18 protein-coding genes are annotated in these 15,886 nt (G+C 61.7%); 14 read left to right on the forward strand and 4 right to left on the reverse strand.

Annotated features, from left to right (window positions below):
* Positions 1 to 127: 127 nt before the first annotated feature.
* From tdh to EFD55_RS04835, 12 genes are all read left to right on the forward strand, one after another.
* The gene (gene tdh, locus EFD55_RS04785; RefSeq protein WP_125843476.1) at positions 128 to 1,165 is read left to right on the forward strand and encodes an L-threonine 3-dehydrogenase; all 1,038 of its coding nucleotides are present in this window, start codon (positions 128 to 130) and stop codon (positions 1,163 to 1,165) included.
* A gap of 9 nt (positions 1,166 to 1,174) precedes the next feature.
* Positions 1,175 to 1,522: a GFA family protein gene (locus EFD55_RS04790; protein WP_125843477.1), complete on the forward strand. Its 348-nt coding sequence runs from the start codon at positions 1,175 to 1,177 to the stop codon at positions 1,520 to 1,522.
* Between the two features lie 467 nt (positions 1,523 to 1,989).
* Positions 1,990 to 4,044, forward strand: a complete 2,055-nt coding sequence (gene rpoD / locus EFD55_RS04795) for an RNA polymerase sigma factor RpoD (protein ID WP_125843478.1) — start codon at positions 1,990 to 1,992, stop codon at positions 4,042 to 4,044.
* A gap of 243 nt (positions 4,045 to 4,287) precedes the next feature.
* A complete protein-coding gene (locus EFD55_RS04800; protein ID WP_018242976.1) occupies positions 4,288 to 4,581 on the forward strand; it encodes a GYD domain-containing protein in 294 nt (97 codons plus the stop codon).
* A gap of 167 nt (positions 4,582 to 4,748) precedes the next feature.
* Positions 4,749 to 5,489 carry a DUF930 domain-containing protein gene (locus EFD55_RS04805; protein WP_125843479.1) on the forward strand — a complete coding sequence of 247 codons (741 nt, stop codon included), beginning with the start codon at positions 4,749 to 4,751 and terminating at the stop codon, positions 5,487 to 5,489.
* Between the two features lie 78 nt (positions 5,490 to 5,567).
* Positions 5,568 to 6,653 (forward strand): DUF930 domain-containing protein, encoded by a 1,086-nt coding sequence (locus EFD55_RS04810; protein ID WP_125843767.1) that lies wholly within the window; start codon positions 5,568 to 5,570, stop codon positions 6,651 to 6,653.
* 106 nt (positions 6,654 to 6,759) lie between these two features.
* Entirely contained in the window at positions 6,760 to 6,921 is a 162-nt protein-coding gene (locus tag EFD55_RS33035) for a hypothetical protein (RefSeq protein ID WP_165504922.1), read from the forward strand.
* Entirely contained in the window at positions 6,918 to 7,706 is a 789-nt protein-coding gene (locus tag EFD55_RS04815) for an APH(3')-II family aminoglycoside O-phosphotransferase (RefSeq protein WP_125843480.1), read from the forward strand. The genes EFD55_RS33035 and EFD55_RS04815 overlap by 4 nt, the downstream gene beginning before the upstream one ends.
* Before the next feature lie 89 nt (positions 7,707 to 7,795).
* Positions 7,796 to 8,599, forward strand: coding sequence for an AraC family transcriptional regulator (locus EFD55_RS04820; RefSeq protein ID WP_125843481.1), 804 nt, complete (start codon positions 7,796 to 7,798; stop codon positions 8,597 to 8,599).
* Positions 8,600 to 8,683: 84 nt separating this feature from the next.
* Complete coding sequence (locus tag EFD55_RS04825) at positions 8,684 to 9,583, forward strand: DMT family transporter (RefSeq protein WP_125843482.1); 900 nt, start codon at positions 8,684 to 8,686, stop codon at positions 9,581 to 9,583.
* 3 nt (positions 9,584 to 9,586) lie between these two features.
* Positions 9,587 to 10,285, forward strand: coding sequence for a B3/B4 domain-containing protein (locus EFD55_RS04830; protein ID WP_125843483.1), 699 nt, complete (start codon positions 9,587 to 9,589; stop codon positions 10,283 to 10,285).
* Between the two features lie 80 nt (positions 10,286 to 10,365).
* Positions 10,366 to 10,764 (forward strand): DUF427 domain-containing protein, encoded by a 399-nt coding sequence (locus EFD55_RS04835; RefSeq protein ID WP_125843484.1) that lies wholly within the window; start codon positions 10,366 to 10,368, stop codon positions 10,762 to 10,764.
* Positions 10,765 to 10,899: 135 nt separating this feature from the next.
* Here the strand turns inward: EFD55_RS04835 and EFD55_RS04840 are convergent, their stop codons facing one another.
* Entirely contained in the window at positions 10,900 to 11,145 is a 246-nt protein-coding gene (locus EFD55_RS04840; protein WP_125843485.1) for a DUF6894 family protein, read from the reverse strand.
* 313 nt (positions 11,146 to 11,458) lie between these two features.
* On the opposite strand from EFD55_RS04840, the gene EFD55_RS04845 reads away from it, so the two are divergent.
* The gene (locus tag EFD55_RS04845; protein WP_125843768.1) at positions 11,459 to 12,385 is read left to right on the forward strand and encodes a LysR family transcriptional regulator; all 927 of its coding nucleotides are present in this window, start codon (positions 11,459 to 11,461) and stop codon (positions 12,383 to 12,385) included.
* A 28-nt stretch (positions 12,386 to 12,413) separates the two neighbouring features.
* Here EFD55_RS04845 and EFD55_RS04850 read toward each other — a convergent pair whose 3' ends face one another.
* Together EFD55_RS04850 and EFD55_RS04855 are read right to left on the reverse strand one after the other, a co-directional pair.
* Positions 12,414 to 13,340 (reverse strand): NADP-dependent oxidoreductase, encoded by a 927-nt coding sequence (locus EFD55_RS04850; protein ID WP_125843486.1) that lies wholly within the window; start codon positions 13,338 to 13,340, stop codon positions 12,414 to 12,416.
* Positions 13,337 to 13,807, reverse strand: a complete 471-nt coding sequence (locus tag EFD55_RS04855; protein WP_125843487.1) for an ester cyclase — start codon at positions 13,805 to 13,807, stop codon at positions 13,337 to 13,339. Before EFD55_RS04855 ends, EFD55_RS04850 begins: the two co-directional genes overlap by 4 nt.
* 224 nt (positions 13,808 to 14,031) lie before the next feature.
* Here EFD55_RS04855 and EFD55_RS04860 point away from each other — a divergent pair, with 224 nt between their 5' ends.
* Positions 14,032 to 15,252 carry an MFS transporter gene (locus tag EFD55_RS04860; protein ID WP_125843488.1) on the forward strand — a complete coding sequence of 407 codons (1,221 nt, stop codon included), beginning with the start codon at positions 14,032 to 14,034 and terminating at the stop codon, positions 15,250 to 15,252.
* Positions 15,253 to 15,298: 46 nt separating this feature from the next.
* On the opposite strand, the gene EFD55_RS04865 is transcribed toward EFD55_RS04860, so the two are convergent.
* Positions 15,299 to 15,751 (reverse strand): VOC family protein, encoded by a 453-nt coding sequence (locus EFD55_RS04865; protein WP_125843489.1) that lies wholly within the window; start codon positions 15,749 to 15,751, stop codon positions 15,299 to 15,301.
* Positions 15,752 to 15,886: the final 135 nt, after the last annotated feature.

Below are 15,886 nucleotides of genomic sequence, written 5' to 3' on the forward strand. Positions count from 1 at the left end.
GAGAAACAAAGTAAGCGTTATATGGCGTGCCGTGCCGCCCCCTCATCCGCCCTACGGGCACCTTCTCCCCGCTGGGGAGAAGAGGGAGTAGCGAGGTCGAGCGCCAACCAAAGGGTGGAAAACAAATATGTCGAACATGATGAAGGCGCTGGTCAAGGCGAAGCCGGAAGTCGGGCTCTGGATGGAGAACGTGCCGGTGCCGGAGGTGGGGCCGAACGATGTGCTGATCCGCGTGAAGAAATCGGCGATCTGCGGCACCGACGTGCATATCTGGAACTGGGACCAGTGGGCGCAGAAGACCATTCCGGTGCCGATGGTCGTCGGTCATGAATTTTCAGGCGAGATCGCCGAGATCGGATCGGCGGTCACCAAATACCATGTCGGCGAGCGGGTTTCCGGCGAGGGGCATATCGTCTGCGGCAAATGCCGCAATTGCCGGGCGGGCAGGGGGCATCTCTGCCGCAATACGCTCGGCGTCGGCGTCAATCGGCCGGGTTCCTTCGGTGAATTCGTCTGCATTCCCGAAAGCAACGTCGTGCCGATCCCGGACGATATTTCAGACGAGATCGCCGCGATTTTCGATCCGTTCGGCAATGCAGTGCACACGGCACTCTCCTTCGATCTCGTCGGCGAGGACGTGCTCGTCACTGGCGCCGGGCCGATCGGCATCATGGGAGCGCTGGTCGCCAAGCGCTCCGGCGCCCGCAAGGTGGTCATCACCGATATCAATCCGCACCGGCTGGAGCTGGCGCGCAAGCTCGGCATCGATCATGTGGTCGATGCCTCCAAGGAAAACCTTGCCGATGTGATGAAGGCGATCGGCATGACCGAGGGTTTCGACGTCGGGCTCGAAATGTCGGGCGCCGCACCCGCCTTCCGCGACATGATCGACAAGATGAACAATGGCGGCAAGATCGCCATTCTCGGCATTGCGCCGGCCGGTTTCGAGATCGACTGGAACAAGGTGATCTTCAAGATGCTCAATCTCAAGGGCATTTACGGCCGCGAGATGTTCGAGACCTGGTACAAGATGATCGCCTTCGTCCAGGGTGGCCTCGATCTCGCGCCGGTCATTACCCACCGCATTAAGATCGACGAATTCCGCGACGGCTTCGAGGCGATGCGGTCGGGCAACTCCGGCAAAGTGGTCATGGATTGGATGTGAGGGGACGACATGCTCTATGAGGGAAGCTGCCATTGCGGCAACGTGGCTTTCGAGGTCGAAGGCGAATTCACCGAGGCGCTTGACTGCAACTGTTCGCTCTGCCGTCGGCGGGGCGGGCTTCTGGCTTTCGCACCGCTCGAGAAGCTCGTGGTAAAGACACCCGAAGACAATATCTCGACCTATACTTTCAACAGGCATGTCATCCGGCATCACTTCTGCGCCAATTGCGGCATCGCGCCGTTCGGCGAGGGGGTTGGCCCGAACGGCGCGGCGATGGCTGCGATCAATCTGCGCTGCATTCCCGCGATCGATCTCGGCGCTCTGACGGTGAAGCCCTATGACGGCGCGGCGCTTTAGCCAATATTTGCCCGAGAGAGATGAATATACCGTCGGCACAACTGCAAAACGGCCGAAACAATTGGGGGCGGCGGGGCAAAATCTTTGCCGCCCTTGTCTTTTGTTCGTTGCCTCTTAAATAAGGTTCGCAATCGCAGCCGCGGTTCAAAGCCTGTGGATAAGGCTTTTTCCGATTTTTCGTGGGCTTTTTTTCTGGAAAAGCTTGACGAGAACAAAAAATGTGGGAATCACCGTTCGACTTGTTGAAACGGTGAACTGGGTCAAGGCGGATCGCGCAACCGTGGCCGGAAATCCTAAAGCAAGAAAGCTTTGCTGTCCGGTGCCGGCTATCGTGGTTAATCAGGCTTTAAATGTCATCCCGTTAGGTGGGCAAAGGTGATTCTGGGCGGCGCGTGCGATGCGTCAGGCCCTGAGACGGCCCATTCACCGTAGCGAGATTGGATAGCGTCAGGAAGGCGACGATATAAATGGCAACCAAGGTCAAAGAGAACGAAGACGCGGAAGTCGAACGCGACGGCGCAAGCGACGGCCCTCTTCTCGATCTTTCCGACGACGCGGTCAAGAAGATGATCAAGGCCGCCAAGAAGCGCGGCTACGTGACGATGGACGAGCTCAATGCCGTCCTGCCGTCCGAGGAAGTGACGTCCGAGCAGATCGAAGACACGATGTCGATGCTGTCGGACATGGGCATCAACGTCATCGAAGATGAGGAAGCCGAGGAAGCCGGCGCCCAGGGCGGCGATGACGACGACGCCGGCGGCGACGAAGAGAGCGAGGGCGGCGAACTCGCGCCTTCGAGCGGCACCGCACTTGCGACCGCCAAGAAGAAAGAACCGACCGATCGTACCGACGATCCGGTTCGCATGTACCTGCGCGAGATGGGCTCGGTGGAGCTTCTCTCCCGCGAGGGCGAAATCGCGATCGCCAAGCGCATCGAGGCCGGCCGCGAAACGATGATCGCAGGCCTCTGCGAGAGCCCGCTGACGTTCCAGGCGCTGATCATCTGGCGCGACGAACTCAACGAAGGCACGACGCTGCTGCGCGAGATCATCGATCTCGAAACGACTTATTCGGGTCCTGAAGCCAAGGCTGCGCCGCAGTTCCAGAGCCCGGAGAAGATCGAGGCCGACCGCAAGGCGGCGGAAGAGAAGGAAAAGACCCGCCGCGCCCGCTCCGGCGACGACGACATCACCGATGTCGGCGGCGAAAGCATGCCTCCCGAGGAGGAGGAAGAGGACGAGGACGAATCCAACCTTTCGCTGGCGGCAATGGAAGCCGAGCTTCGCCCGCAGGTGATGGAGACGCTCGATACGATCGCAGAGACCTACAAGAAGCTGCGCAAGCTGCAGGACCAGCAGGTCGAGCAGCGCCTGTCGGCATCCGGTACGCTGTCGACCGCCCAGGAGCGCCGCTACAAGGAACTCAAGGATGAGCTCATCAAGGCCGTCAAATCTCTGTCCTTGAACCAGAACCGCATCGACGCTCTGGTCGAGCAGCTTTACGACATCAACAAGCGCCTCGTTTCCAACGAGGGCCGCCTGCTGCGCCTGGCCGAATCCTATGGCGTCAAGCGTGACTCGTTCCTGGAACAGTACCAGGGCGCCGAGCTCGATCCGAACTGGATGAAGTCGATCGGCAATCTGGCCGCTCGCGGCTGGAAGGAATTCGCCAAGGGCGAAAACACGACGATCCGCGACATCCGCCAGGAGATCCAGAATCTCGCGACCGAAACCGGTATTTCGATCTCGGAATTCCGCCGCATCGTGCACATGGTGCAGAAGGGCGAGCGCGAAGCACGCATCGCCAAGAAGGAAATGGTCGAAGCGAACCTTCGCCTCGTCATATCAATCGCCAAGAAGTACACGAACCGCGGCCTGCAGTTCCTCGACCTCATTCAGGAAGGCAATATCGGCCTGATGAAGGCGGTCGACAAGTTCGAATACCGCCGCGGCTACAAGTTCTCGACCTATGCGACGTGGTGGATCCGTCAGGCGATCACCCGCTCGATCGCCGACCAGGCCCGCACGATCCGCATTCCGGTGCATATGATCGAGACGATCAACAAGATCGTCCGCACATCGCGCCAGATGCTGCACGAGATCGGCCGCGAGCCGACCCCGGAAGAACTGGCCGAAAAGCTCGCCATGCCGCTCGAAAAGGTCCGCAAGGTCCTGAAGATTGCCAAGGAGCCGATCTCGCTCGAAACCCCCGTGGGCGACGAAGAGGATTCGCATCTCGGCGATTTCATCGAGGACAAGAACGCGCTGCTGCCGATCGACGCCGCCATCCAGGCGAACCTGCGCGAGACGACGACCCGCGTTCTCGCCTCGCTGACGCCGCGCGAAGAACGTGTCCTGCGTATGCGCTTCGGCATCGGCATGAACACCGACCACACGCTCGAAGAAGTCGGCCAGCAGTTCTCGGTTACTCGCGAGCGTATCCGCCAGATCGAAGCGAAGGCGCTGCGCAAGCTGAAGCATCCGAGCCGCTCCAGAAAGCTGCGCTCGTTCCTCGACAGCTGAGGGACGATACGACCTCTACGATTGCGAAAGCCGGGCTTCATGTCCGGCTTTTTGCTTTTCGTCTTTGCGCCACTGCCGCACACTTTTGGGCGACACGCCTAATACCAATGATCCCGGCGGCTTTCTTGTCGCTCGGTGGTGACAAGATTATAGTCCGGCCACGGGGGAAGAAATCGATCGCGATGCGCGAGCGAGGACCGACGCATGCCCGTGTCGGGCGAATCCTCCGGTGGGAGGTGCGATATGACCACTTACATCGTGTTGATCAACTGGACGGACCAAGGTGTGCGCAACGTTCGCGACTCGTCAAAACGGCTGGATGCGGCGAAGAAACTGCTCGGCGACATGGGCGGCTCCTTCAACCAGTTCTTTCTGACGATGGGCGGCCACGACATGGTGGCCGTCTGCGAAGCGCCTGACGATGCCGTCATGGCGCGGTTTGGCCTCTCGCTGGCGATGGGCGGCAATGTCCGCACCCAGACACTGAAGGCATTCCCGGAGGCCGCCTATCGAGAGATCATCGGCTCGCTTGGTTGATCGCGACAAAGGACCGCTATCGGCGATCATAAGCGTTGCACAACTCGCGTCAGACTGGCACTGTCGCCCTGTCCTTAATTCCTCGTGGCGTATCGGCAGGGCTCTTGATGAAAGCGTTCCCGGGTTTCATGGCCGCCTTCGATTGCCCGACAGCTGCTTCCTGAGCGATGGCACTGGTGTGGGAAAATCGGGATGGAGGCATCGAGCGGGGCGCTTTCGCCTCGTTCGCGTTGCATGCCGTCATGCTTGCGCTGCTGCTCCTGCTGCTTCCGAGACCTGAGCCGCCGGCACCGTTGCCGGACGACGGCATAACGGTCGATATCGTTCCCGAAGTCGCCAAACCTTCCGCGATAGCGCAGCGGGTCGCGACGCCTGCACCCATTGCGACAAAGCCGGATGCGAGTGTGTCGGCGCAGGAGATCCCTCCGCCGCATCAGGAGAAGGCGCCGGCGGCCTCGACGTCGCCTGAAGTGGCTTCCGTCCCTCCGGCGCTGCCGAAGCCCGATGCATTCGTTGAGGCGGGCCAGCTGTTTTCGGAGACGGTGTTATCAGATCCGCGCAGCCGGCGCGCCCGCGAAGCGTTGCGTGGCCTTGCCGGCGGCGAGCGCAATTTGCAGCTTTGTGACCTGGAGGCGATGGAGCAGGTCCGCCGGGCGCGGCAAGACATGCGTCCGGACGCGTTTGCGCCCTATGCAATGGCGGCAGAAAAGGTCAGCGGCAACAGCGTCGAGGTGAGGGGCGGCGCCATCAGAACCGAGAAGGCGTGGTACAACATCCAGTTCAGGTGCGAACTCGATGCCCGCTCCGGCAAGGTCGCTTCCTTCGCCTTTCTCATCGGCAGCGCTATCCCGAAGGACGAATGGCAGGCGCATGATCTGGCGGCCGATGACGGGCCTGCCGACCAATGAACCCCATGGTTGCTGCGATCACAAGGTTTTTTACTTTTTTGGCTTGATGCTGCCGGTTTTAGAGGCCACATCGCTGCTGTGACAGACGAAGTGGTACAAACGGAAGAGCATCACGAAGCGGGAAACCGGCGGCCTGAAATCCGCTGGGGCGTCGTCGCGTCGGTTGTTGCGCATATTCCTATCGTCGCCCTTCTTATTTTCGGGCTGCCGAAGATTGAGCCGAAGCCTGCCGAGGATGAGAGCGTGAAGGTGGAACTCGTTCCGCCGCCGGAGGAGAAAAAGCCGGAGGAGAAGAAGCCTGAGGAGAAGAAGCCCGAGGTAAAGCTGCCGGAGCCAAAACCGCCGGAAGAGGCAAAGAAGCAACCACCTCCGCCTCCGCCGCCCCCACCGCCGCCTCCGCCACCGGCGACTGAAAATAAGTCTTCTTCGCAAGCCAAGTCCGCGCCCATGCCCAGTTTGGCTCCCGTCTTCGAGTTTGGTGAGAGGGACAGTGGACGTGAAAAAACGACGGTGGGGAATTCTTCCGAAGGCGACGTAAAGTCTGCGACGACAGCACCCCAGCACGGCGCAAAGCCGGAACAGGCGCCTGCGGAGGCGTCCGCAGAAAAGCCACCGGCTGAAACGCCGCCGGCAAAGCCGGTTCCAGATGACGTGCAACTCCCCGAGGTTGCGACGACCGATGTTTCTTCCGAACACAACGCGCCGCTTGCAGAAGCGACCGGTGAAGCAAAGACCGATATCGAGATCGTCAAGCCATCGGAGCAGAAGCCGCCTAAACCGCCCAAGGCGGATACCGCAAAGGACGATCTGCCCAAAGCGAAGACACTATTTTCGCAGGCGGACGACGACGATCCGGTGGCGAGAATGGCGATGAATGGTATGTCGCGCGGCAAACGCGTCGCCCAGCTTTGCGGCAACGAGCTCCAGCAACAGCTTATTCACGATTCGCCCAGCTTTCAGCCGATTATCGTGCCTACTTTCGGGCTATCGAGCGGCACAGTTCTCGATATCAAAAGTGCCGCTTTCCGCACCGCTAAAGGCTGGTACCAAATTCGTTTCCGTTGCGAGGTTGATGAGGATGCCACGAAAGTCGTTTCGTTCGGCCATGAGGCCGGCGGGTTAATCCCTCGCAGCCAGTACGCAACCTACAGCATTCGTGAGTAGCTAATGCAATCCGCGACCGTATCTCGCTGGAACCAGCTAGGCGCAAGGAAGCGCTCCTATCGTTTCCCCATGGCCGTGATGGTTACGGTGAAGAAGGGACAATGACATGTCGAACGAAATCGAGCAGTTCTTGGAGCGTCAGGACGAAGCCGTGAGCGCGCTGTTCCTGGAAAACAAGGGCGAGGAACTGACCGATATTCTGGTGGCGGCACTGGAAGAAGCTTTCGAGATCCTTCTCGAAGCGGCGCCCGCCGAAACGTTTCATTGAAAGTTTCCGAGAAATTGCCTGCTGGTCCGTTGGTGGCGCGCCTTTCTGGTTACCGGATGGAGCAGGATGCGCTCGGCCGATCGGCGGCAAGTGTCTTCCGCCTCGAAGGCGAGGGGCTACCGGCGCTCTATCTGAAGGTCGAGGAGGTGGCTCCCTTCGGCGAACTCGCCGACGAAGCGGCCCGGCTCGGCTGGCTCAAGGCCGCCGGCTTGCCATGCCCCGATGTGATCGCGCGGGAAAGCGACGGCGAGCGCAACTGGCTTTTGATCAGCGCGCTGCCGGGGAGCGACCTTGCCAGCGCATCGGCGCTGACGCCGCTTGCATGCGTCGAGCTGCTGGCGGCGGCACTCCTCGACCTCCATCGCCTTCCGATCGCCTCCTGCCCCTTCGATCATCGCCGAGAAAAGCGCCTGCCGATCGCCAAGGCGCGCATGGAGGCGGGGATCGTCGATGAGGAGGATTTCGATGCGGCCAGGCTTGGGAAGAGCGCTGCCGAACTCTTCGCCGAACTTGAGAGCCTGAAGCCGGGCGACGAGGATCTAGTCGTTTCGCATGGCGATGCCTGCCTGCCGAATTTCATCGCTTCCGACGGCCGCTTCGCCGGCTATATCGATTGCAGCCGTCTCGGTGTCGCCGACCGCTATCAGGATATCGCGCTCGCCTGTCGCAGCATTGCCGATAACTTCGGCGAGGGGCTGTTACAGCCCTTCCTCGCTCGCTACGGCATGTCGGTTCCCGATCCGGCAAGGCTCAACTACTATCAACTGCTCGATGAGTTCTTCTGAGCGTCGCTGCTGTAGGTGCCCGAACAGCGACGGTTGCGTGCTATCCGCCCGGCTGGCAAAGTAGCCGAGATCGGACATACGGACCGGAAATGCTAAAAAGCCAGTTCAGGATGCTGCGCTCGGCGCTGGCGGGCGTCGAAGCCGTGGAAGCGGAAACGCATCACAGCTTTGCGCGCCACACCCATGAGCAGTTCGGCATTGGCCTCATCTTTGCAGGCGCGCAGAAATCGCTGAGCGGGCGCGGCATGGTGGAGGCCGAGGCCGGCGAGATCATCACGGTCAATCCGAACGAGGTGCATGACGGCGCGCCGATCGGCGAAGGGCGATCCTGGCGCATCCTCTATTTCGATCCTGCCATCGTCGCCGATCTCCAGCGTGAGATCAGCGAAGGTGGGGCGGGGCGGTCGGAAATCCCGCGCCCCGTCATCCGCAATCCTGAGATCGCCGTCCGTTTCGAATCGCTGTTTCGCGCGGTGACCGGTGCGGCGGCTGATACATTGCTGCATGAGGAACTGCTTCTGCAACTCGTCGCCGATGTCATGCGGGAACGCGCCGAGCAAGAGGACCGAACGGCGGTGCCGGCATCCATCCGCGCGGCGCGGGATCTGATCGACAGCGACCCGCTTGCGGTCGTTTCGCTTGCCGATCTATCCAGGGAAAGCGGGCTCAGCCGTTTCCAGGTGCTGCGCGGTTTTGCCAAGGCGACCGGCCTGACGCCGCATGCCTATCTCGTGCAGGCCCGCATCCATATCGCCCGGCGGCTGATCGCTCAGGGCATGCCGCTCGCGGAAGCGGCCTTTGCCAGCGGTTTTGCCGACCAGAGCCATATGACGCGCGTCTTCGTGCGCAAATACGGGTTGTCGCCGCGCGTCTATGCCAGCGCCTTTCTCTGAGCGACGGCACGGCACCTGCAATTTCGTTCAAGACCTTCGACCGGCTCCTGCTGTTTCCTCGACGCTTCCAACAGGAGAGACGGAATGTCGAGACAGGTTCAAGGGTATCTCTATCTGGCGCTGGCCATGCTGACTGTGGGAAGCACGGTTATTGCGAGCAAGCTCATTGCGTCGGGCCTGCCGCCGTTTACGGCTACGGCTCTGCGCTTCGCTCTCGCTTTTCCCGTCTTTCTCGTGCTGATGCGGGCGACCGGCGCGCGGCTGCCGAAGCTCTCGCGGAATGACCGCCTCATTCTCGTCATTCAGGCAGGCGCCGGCAGCGTCGGCTATACGACGCTGCTGATCTCCGGCCTCAGCCTGACCTCGGCGGCCAATGCCGGCGTCATCATCGGCACGCTGCCGGTGGTGTCGGCTGCAATTTCCATCCTGCTGCTTCGCGAACGGCCGCAGCGCGCCTTGCTTTTCGCAATAGGTTTTGCGACGGCCGGCGTGCTTTCGATCGCCGTCACGCCGAATGCGGCCGGCGGGTCGCTCTTCGGCAATGCACTGATCTTCCTGGCGGTCGTCTGCGAGGGACTGTTCATCCTCTTGAACAAACGGCTGAAGGCGGAGATCCCGCCGCTTTGCCAATCGACACTGATGACTGGCATCGGCCTGCTCGTCTCCGTCATCCCAGCCGTTTTCGAGGCGCCTTTCGCATATGATGTTTCCGCAAGCGCCATTGCTGCCGTCGTCTATTATGCGTTGGTGCCGACCGTCGGCGGGTTCCTGCTCTGGTATGCGGGCGCGGAGCGCGTGAGCGGAACGGAAGCCTCGCTCTTCACCGCACTTGCTCCGGTTTGCGCCGTCGTACTCGCCTTCGCCATCCTCAGCGACCCAGTCGAGCTCAACCAGATCGCCGGCATTGCCTGCGTGCTGGCGGCCGTGTTCGGGCTTGCCTTGGCCGGGAGCCGTACCGCAACGAAGATCGCCGAAGGGAGATAGGCCATGCAGTTCGGTCATTCCGATGCCGTGTGGCAGACCTTTCCGGAGCTTCGCGCCGGTGCGCTCCATGCCGAAGGCATCCATGCGGCGGCAGACGTCGAGGCATCGGTCGTAAGCTTCAGCGCGATTGCCGCGGCCCGGCTCGCCGAAGTGCCGGAAGGCGAATTCCCCGAGATCCAGGCCTGGCGGCGCGGCTTTTCCCGCATGGGGCTGAAGCCGACGCAATATCGCTGCGCGTCCGAAGCGCTGCTACGTCGCTTCCGCCAGGAACAGGCGCTGCCGCGCCTGCATCCGCTCGTCGATCTCTGCAATGCGATTTCGCTCGCCTTCGCCATTCCGATCGCCGTCTTCGACACGGAAAAGATTGCGGGCGATCTCGAGGTGCGCCGGGCTGTTGGTGAGGAGAACTATCTTACCTTCGGCGGCGAGAACGAGCATCCCGAGCCGGGCGAGGTGATCTTCGCAGATGGCAAGGGGAGAGCGCATGCGCGGCGCTGGACGAACCGTCAGAGCGGGCTTTCGGCGGTGCGGGAGACGACGCGCTCGGTTCTGATCGTCGCCGAGGCGCTGCATGCTTCCGCCGGCGATGATATCGGCAGGTTGGTCGCGACGGTCGCCGATGCGCTCGCGCAACACTGGCCGGTCGCACCAAAGACGGAGATGCTCACCTCGGTCTCGCCGCGTTTCGAATTCCAGGCCTGAGGGAATGTGGCTTTCGTGGCTTGGGCCGGGGGCATGGCCGCCCTATGTCAGTGGGATCGATATCTTCTGGAGAAGAATCCATGTCGGACAAGTCATTCAAGATCCCGGGGCCGGATCATCCGATTTCCATCGAACACAATCCCTCCCGCGTCGTCGTCACCGTTGCAGGCAAAACGATTGCCGATAGCCACAATGCGCTGACGCTGCGCGAGGCCTCCTATCCGCCGGTGCAGTATATTCCACGCAGGGACGTGGACATGTCGCAGCTTCAGCGCACCGACCACGGCAGCCATTGTCCCTATAAGGGTGATGCGTCCTATTACAGCATCATCCCGGGCGGTGAGCGTTCGAAGAATGCCGTCTGGACCTACGAGGCGCCGAATGCAGCCGTCAGCAGCATCAAGGAGCATCTCGCCTTCTATCCCGACCGCGTCGACGGTATCGAGGAAATGGCGTCGCCGGAGGCAGGCACCTACTGACGATCCGGCTTGAAGATCCGATTTGGCGAAACATGTCGTCAACCGCGACGGGGGCAACCGGGATGGGACAGGATTTGCGTCCGTCGAGGTCGCGAAAGTGGCGGCGCTGCCGGCGACTCCCGTCAATGGCCGCCGCTATCCTAAGACATCAAGCCATTCATTGCTGAAGACGAGGCTGGCAACGGTGACCGGATCGCCGCTTTCGTCGCGAACGGTGATGGCGATCGTCATGCGATCTCCCGCGGGAAGTTCGTCGCGGGCGACATCCAGCAGAATGCGGGCCACTTCTTTCGGAATGTCTGCACGAGATCTGAGTTCGGTGCCGTGCTCGTCGCGCGTGGGACCTTCTCCGTTGTGCAGATCGAAATAATAACGAGCCATGTTCTTTCCTGTGCATCACAGAGAGAAATCACAGAGGAAGACAATGTTCCCGCGGCTAGGCATTGATTCTTAAAGAAAATATATGGTCGCATCGAAATCGGTCCGACCCTTCGCGATATTGGCGGGCAAGGCCGTGATCGAATCCCTGCTCTTGAAGCCGCGATGTGTTGTCGGCCGAAGAGGGCAGGCCCTTCGCTGGTGGAGAGGACCTCAGAGCCGCGCTGGAAATCGTCGCAGAGATTCCTGTGACACGGTTGCCAAGTGCCTCTGACATGCTTGCTGCGGATAGTGCTTGGTCGCTATTATCCATGCCATGGATAATCTCTCCTCGATCGACCTCAACCTCCTCGTTGCATTCGACGCCATCATGGCGGAACGGAGCGTCACCCGGGCGGGCGCCCGGATTGGCCGCACCCAGCCTGCGATGAGCGCGGCTCTTGCCCGCTTGCGGCAGGTTTTCAACGACGAACTCTTCGTGCGCAGTTCAAGCGGGTTGCAGCCGACGCCGCGGGCGCTCGATCTTGCAGAGCCGATCGGAAAGTCGCTGCGGCATGCGCAGGAGGCGCTGGCCTTCAGCGGCGTTTTCGACCCGCGCTCGTCTTCCGTCTCTTTCCGTCTTGGTCTTTCGGAGCATCCGGCCTTCGTGCTGCTGCCGAAGCTGTTGGCGGCGATCGGACGTGTGGCGCCCGACGTCACCGTCGAAGTCAAGGGTTTCGTCGCGCGTGAAAGGGCGGTGGAGATGCTGGATGCCGGCGAGGTGGACGCTGCTGTCGGCGTGCCGGTTTCCTCCTCCCCACGGATTCTGTCCCGGCCGCTTTTCGAGGAGAGCTTCGTCTCGATCCTTCGCGCCGATCATCCCGCGGCGGCAAAGCGCCTCGATCTCGAGACCTTCGTCGGCCTCAAGCATCTGCTCGTATCACCGGAAGGGGATCATTATGGCCACGTCGATCGAAAGCTTGGGGAACTCGGGCTGCGCCGTCACCTCGGTCTGACGATGCCGCAGATGTACGTCGCCCCGGCGGTCGTTGCGGAGACGGATCTTGTGGCAACCTTGATGCGCGGCGTGATCGACGCCTTGGGCAACCGTGCGAGATTGTCGATCCACCCGCCTCCGATCGAGCTTCAGCCGGTCTCGTTCGCGCTCTCCTGGCACCGCCGCAACGATTCGCATGTCGGACAGCAGTGGTTTCGCGAGCTGATCCAGTCTGTCGCGGCAGACCGAAACAGCGCGAAAGATTGAGCTGACCCGTTTCCGCGGCCGCGGCCGGTTATGGTCTGACCAGTATCTTGCCGCGGGCGCCGCCCTTCAACAGCAGCCGGAAGGCATCGATCGTATCGGCGAGGGGGAACTGCCTGCCGACAACGATCTGAAGACGGTCCTCAACCGCAAGCGCGGCCACTGCTGCCAGACGGCCGGCATCGCTCTGATGGAATAGAAACTGAGCATCGATGCCTCGCGCCTTTGCCGCCTCGGTATCAAAGGGGGCCGAAAGGCCGATAAGCTTTCCGCCGGGACGGATAATGCCGAGCGAACGCTCCAGCGTCTCGCCGCCAATCGTATCGATCACCACGTCGGCGGTCGGCGATATGGCGGCGAAGTCCTCATGGCGATAATCGATGACCTTTTTGGCACCGAGCGCGTGGACGAGGTCCAGATTGGCTGCAGAGGCCGTCGCCGTCACATGCGCGCCTGCAAGGCTTGCGAGCTGAACCGCGAAACTGCCGACCCCACCTGCACCGGCATGGATCAGGACCGATTGGCCGGGCCGGATCGCCGCAGCCTCGAACAGCGCCTGCCAGGCGCTGCCGGCAGCTGTGGGCAGGCCGGCAAGGCTTGCTAGCGCAAGGTCGGGCGAAACCCGGGCGACCAGCCGGGCGGGCACGGCCGCCAATTCGGCAAAGGCACCGCCGGCGGTCGGATCTGTCCGCGCGATCACCTTGTCGCCCGGGCTAATGCCGGCGACCAGCGCGCCTGTTGCAACGACGGTTCCGGCGAGGTCGGTCCCGAGCGTATAGGGAAAAGCAAGGGGAAAGAAATCCTTCAGGTAACCTGCCATCAGCTTGTTATCCATGGGATTGAGGGCGGCGGCCTCGACGCGGACAAGGACGTCGTCGAGGCCGATGACCGGCTCGCGAACATCCTCAAAACGGATGTCGTCGATCGTGCCGTAGGCGTGGATGCGGGCGGCCCTCATGACGCGCGCTCCTCAGGAAGCGATGCCGTCTTCGGCGGCCAGGCGCCCAGTTGATGCAGCATGCCGAACCAGTCTTCCAGATGCCAGGTGTAGGAGATTCTGTCGCCTTCGAAGCGGTGGAATTCATGCAATGCGATCTCGATCCGGCGGTTGGTGGCCGGTATGCCGAAGAGCGTGCCACGATGCGTGCCGACGATGCGGGCGCGTACGCCGGCGCGGTTGTTGAAGCCGATGACTTCGTCGACCACGATCTCGACATCCGGCAGGGCGTCGATGAAGCCGAGGATGATCGGCTTCAGCCCGGCCGGTCCCGGGCCTTGGCCCGGGGATAAGGGAATGTCCTGCCACTCCGGGGTGACGGCTTCGTCGAGAAGATCCGGGTTTTTGCGCGTGAATGCGCCATAAAAGATTTGAAGTGTCGCGTGCTGGTTTGCGGTCAGGGCGCTTGCGGTGGTGTCGGGTGTCATTCACAGCCTCTCGTATTGACGAATGCCTGGAGGCTAGGGCGGACCGAATCATAAGTGAAATCGATATACGTTATCTGGTATTATCCATGAGATTTATGTGGCGAGCACAATTTGGTGAGTGCCATTCCTCGCGATTGACAAACCGGTCGTTGCGGCAGAACACGGGCCGCATCTGCAAACTCTCATGAAGGCCGCGCGGCCGTATGGCCGGCCGACAATATTGCATGGACATATCCCAAAGCCCGGGGAGCGTTCTTCGCCATCCCGGCTATCTGAATTTCGCCGCTTCCCGCGTCTTTTCCTCACTCTCCTTCCAGTCCGTCGCCATCGCGATGGGCTGGATGATCTACGACCAGACGCATAGCGCCCTTGCACTCGGCCTCGTCGGCTTCTGCCAATTCTTGCCGATGGCGGTGCTGACCTTCGTCGTCGGCCATGTTGCCGACCGGTTCGACCGGCGGCGCATCGGCCTTGCCTGCCAGCTGATCGAGGCGGTGACGGCGCTGGTGCTGGCGGTTGCCACCTGGCAGCAATGGCTGACGCCGGCCGGCATCCTTGCCGCCGTGACCGTGCTCGGCGCGGTCGTCGCTTTCGAGCGGCCGACCATGGCGGCGCTGCTGCCGAACATCGTACCCGCCTCGATGCTGCAGAAGGCGGTCGCCACCTCCACCTCGATGATGCAGACGGCGCTGATCATTGGCCCCTCGCTCGGCGGCCTGCTCTACGGCCTGAACCCTGTCGCTCCCTTTGCAATGGCCGCGGTGCTCTTTGCCGCGGCGAGCTTCAACGTCATCTCGATCCGCATGCAATGGAGCCCTGCCAAGCGCGAGCCGGTGACACTAGCCTCTGTCTTTGCCGGCGTCTCCTTCATCCGCAGCCGGCCTGTCATGCTCGGCACGATTTCGCTCGATCTCTTCGCGGTGCTGCTCGGCGGCGCGACCGCGCTGTTGCCGATGTTTGCTAGGGATATCCTGCATACCGGCCCCTGGGGGCTCGGTCTTTTGCGTGCCGCGCCGGCGATCGGTGCGCTCGCCATGTCGATCGTGCTTGCCCGACGGCCGCTCGAGACCAATGTCGGGCGCAAGATGCTTGTCGCCGTTGCCGTATTCGGCGTTGCCACCATCGTCTTCGCGCTTTCCACCAATATCGCGCTTTCCGTCGCGGCACTGTTGGTCGTCGGCGCGTCGGATACGGTGAGCGTCGTCGTGCGCAGCTCGCTCGTGCAGCTTCTGACGCCGGATGAGATGCGCGGCCGCGTCAGCGCGGTCAACTCGCTGTTCATCGGCACCTCCAACCAGCTCGGCGAATTCGAATCCGGCATGATGGCGGCCGCCCTCGGGCCTGTTGCCACCGGCATCGTCGGCGGGCTCGGCACGATTATCGTCGTCATCCTCTGGATGCGGCTCTTCCCGGATCTCACCAAGGTCAAGACGTTGCAGGGTTAAAGCACGATGCCGAAAAGCGTCAGCGGTTTTCGGGCGACATCATGCTCTACCCGGCATAGGCCTTGTCGAGTTCGGCGACGTCGATCTTGACCATCTGCATCATGGCGGCCTGGACACGCATGGCCTTCTCGGGATCCGGATCGCTGAAATAACGTATCAGCGCATCGGGAATGATCTGCCAGGAGAGGCCAAAGCGATCCTTCAGCCAGCCGCATTGCTGCGGCTTGCCGCCGTCGAGCAGCTTCTCCCAGTAGTGATCGACCTCGGCCTGGTCGTCGCAGCGCACGAAGAACGAGACCGCTTCGGTGAAGTTGAAATGCGGCCCGCCGTTCAGCCCCATGAACTCCTGGCCTTCAAGCGCGAAGGAGGCCGTAAAGGCCTTGCCGTCAGGGCCGCGCTGGATGTCGCTGACGCGGGCATTGCTGAAAATGGACGTGTAGAAGCCGATGGCCTCTTCGAGCTGATTGTCGAACCAGAGAAACGGCGTGATCTTCTGCATGCTGATATCCTCCCGTCAGCGGTGTTCGCAGCAAGGACGTATGACCGGGCGGGATGCCGACAAGGGGAAGACAGTTTTTTCGGTTGTGTGCCCGGTAAGCCTCGTTGAAATCGACGTTTGGCCCTATGAAGGGTC

Origin of the sequence: Rhizobium pisi (assembly GCF_003938655.1) — a bacterium.
In the GTDB taxonomy this organism is placed as follows: Bacteria; Pseudomonadota; Alphaproteobacteria; order Rhizobiales; family Rhizobiaceae; genus Rhizobium; species Rhizobium pisi.

Excerpts from the sequence above, each read along its gene's own strand:
- EFD55_RS04830 (WP_125843483.1), top strand. The coding sequence starts at position 9,587 with ATGCAGTTCGGTCATTCCGATGCCGTGTGGCAGACCTTTCCGGAGCTT.
- EFD55_RS04865 (WP_125843489.1), bottom strand. The coding sequence starts at position 15,751 with ATGCAGAAGATCACGCCGTTTCTCTGGTTCGACAATCAGCTCGAAGAG.
- EFD55_RS04860 (WP_125843488.1), top strand. The coding sequence starts at position 14,032 with ATGGACATATCCCAAAGCCCGGGGAGCGTTCTTCGCCATCCCGGCTAT.
- EFD55_RS04835 (WP_125843484.1), top strand. The coding sequence starts at position 10,366 with ATGTCGGACAAGTCATTCAAGATCCCGGGGCCGGATCATCCGATTTCC.
- tdh (WP_125843476.1), top strand. The coding sequence starts at position 128 with ATGTCGAACATGATGAAGGCGCTGGTCAAGGCGAAGCCGGAAGTCGGG.
- EFD55_RS04855 (WP_125843487.1), bottom strand. The coding sequence starts at position 13,807 with ATGACACCCGACACCACCGCAAGCGCCCTGACCGCAAACCAGCACGCG.
- EFD55_RS04825 (WP_125843482.1), top strand. The coding sequence starts at position 8,684 with ATGTCGAGACAGGTTCAAGGGTATCTCTATCTGGCGCTGGCCATGCTG.
- EFD55_RS04820 (WP_125843481.1), top strand. The coding sequence starts at position 7,796 with ATGCTAAAAAGCCAGTTCAGGATGCTGCGCTCGGCGCTGGCGGGCGTC.
- EFD55_RS04790 (WP_125843477.1), top strand. The coding sequence starts at position 1,175 with ATGCTCTATGAGGGAAGCTGCCATTGCGGCAACGTGGCTTTCGAGGTC.
- EFD55_RS04805 (WP_125843479.1), top strand. The coding sequence starts at position 4,749 with ATGGCACTGGTGTGGGAAAATCGGGATGGAGGCATCGAGCGGGGCGCT.
- EFD55_RS33035 (WP_165504922.1), top strand. The coding sequence starts at position 6,760 with ATGTCGAACGAAATCGAGCAGTTCTTGGAGCGTCAGGACGAAGCCGTG.
- EFD55_RS04800 (WP_018242976.1), top strand. The coding sequence starts at position 4,288 with ATGACCACTTACATCGTGTTGATCAACTGGACGGACCAAGGTGTGCGC.
- rpoD (WP_125843478.1), top strand. The coding sequence starts at position 1,990 with ATGGCAACCAAGGTCAAAGAGAACGAAGACGCGGAAGTCGAACGCGAC.
- EFD55_RS04845 (WP_125843768.1), top strand. The coding sequence starts at position 11,459 with ATGGATAATCTCTCCTCGATCGACCTCAACCTCCTCGTTGCATTCGAC.
- EFD55_RS04840 (WP_125843485.1), bottom strand. The coding sequence starts at position 11,145 with ATGGCTCGTTATTATTTCGATCTGCACAACGGAGAAGGTCCCACGCGC.
- EFD55_RS04850 (WP_125843486.1), bottom strand. The coding sequence starts at position 13,340 with ATGAGGGCCGCCCGCATCCACGCCTACGGCACGATCGACGACATCCGT.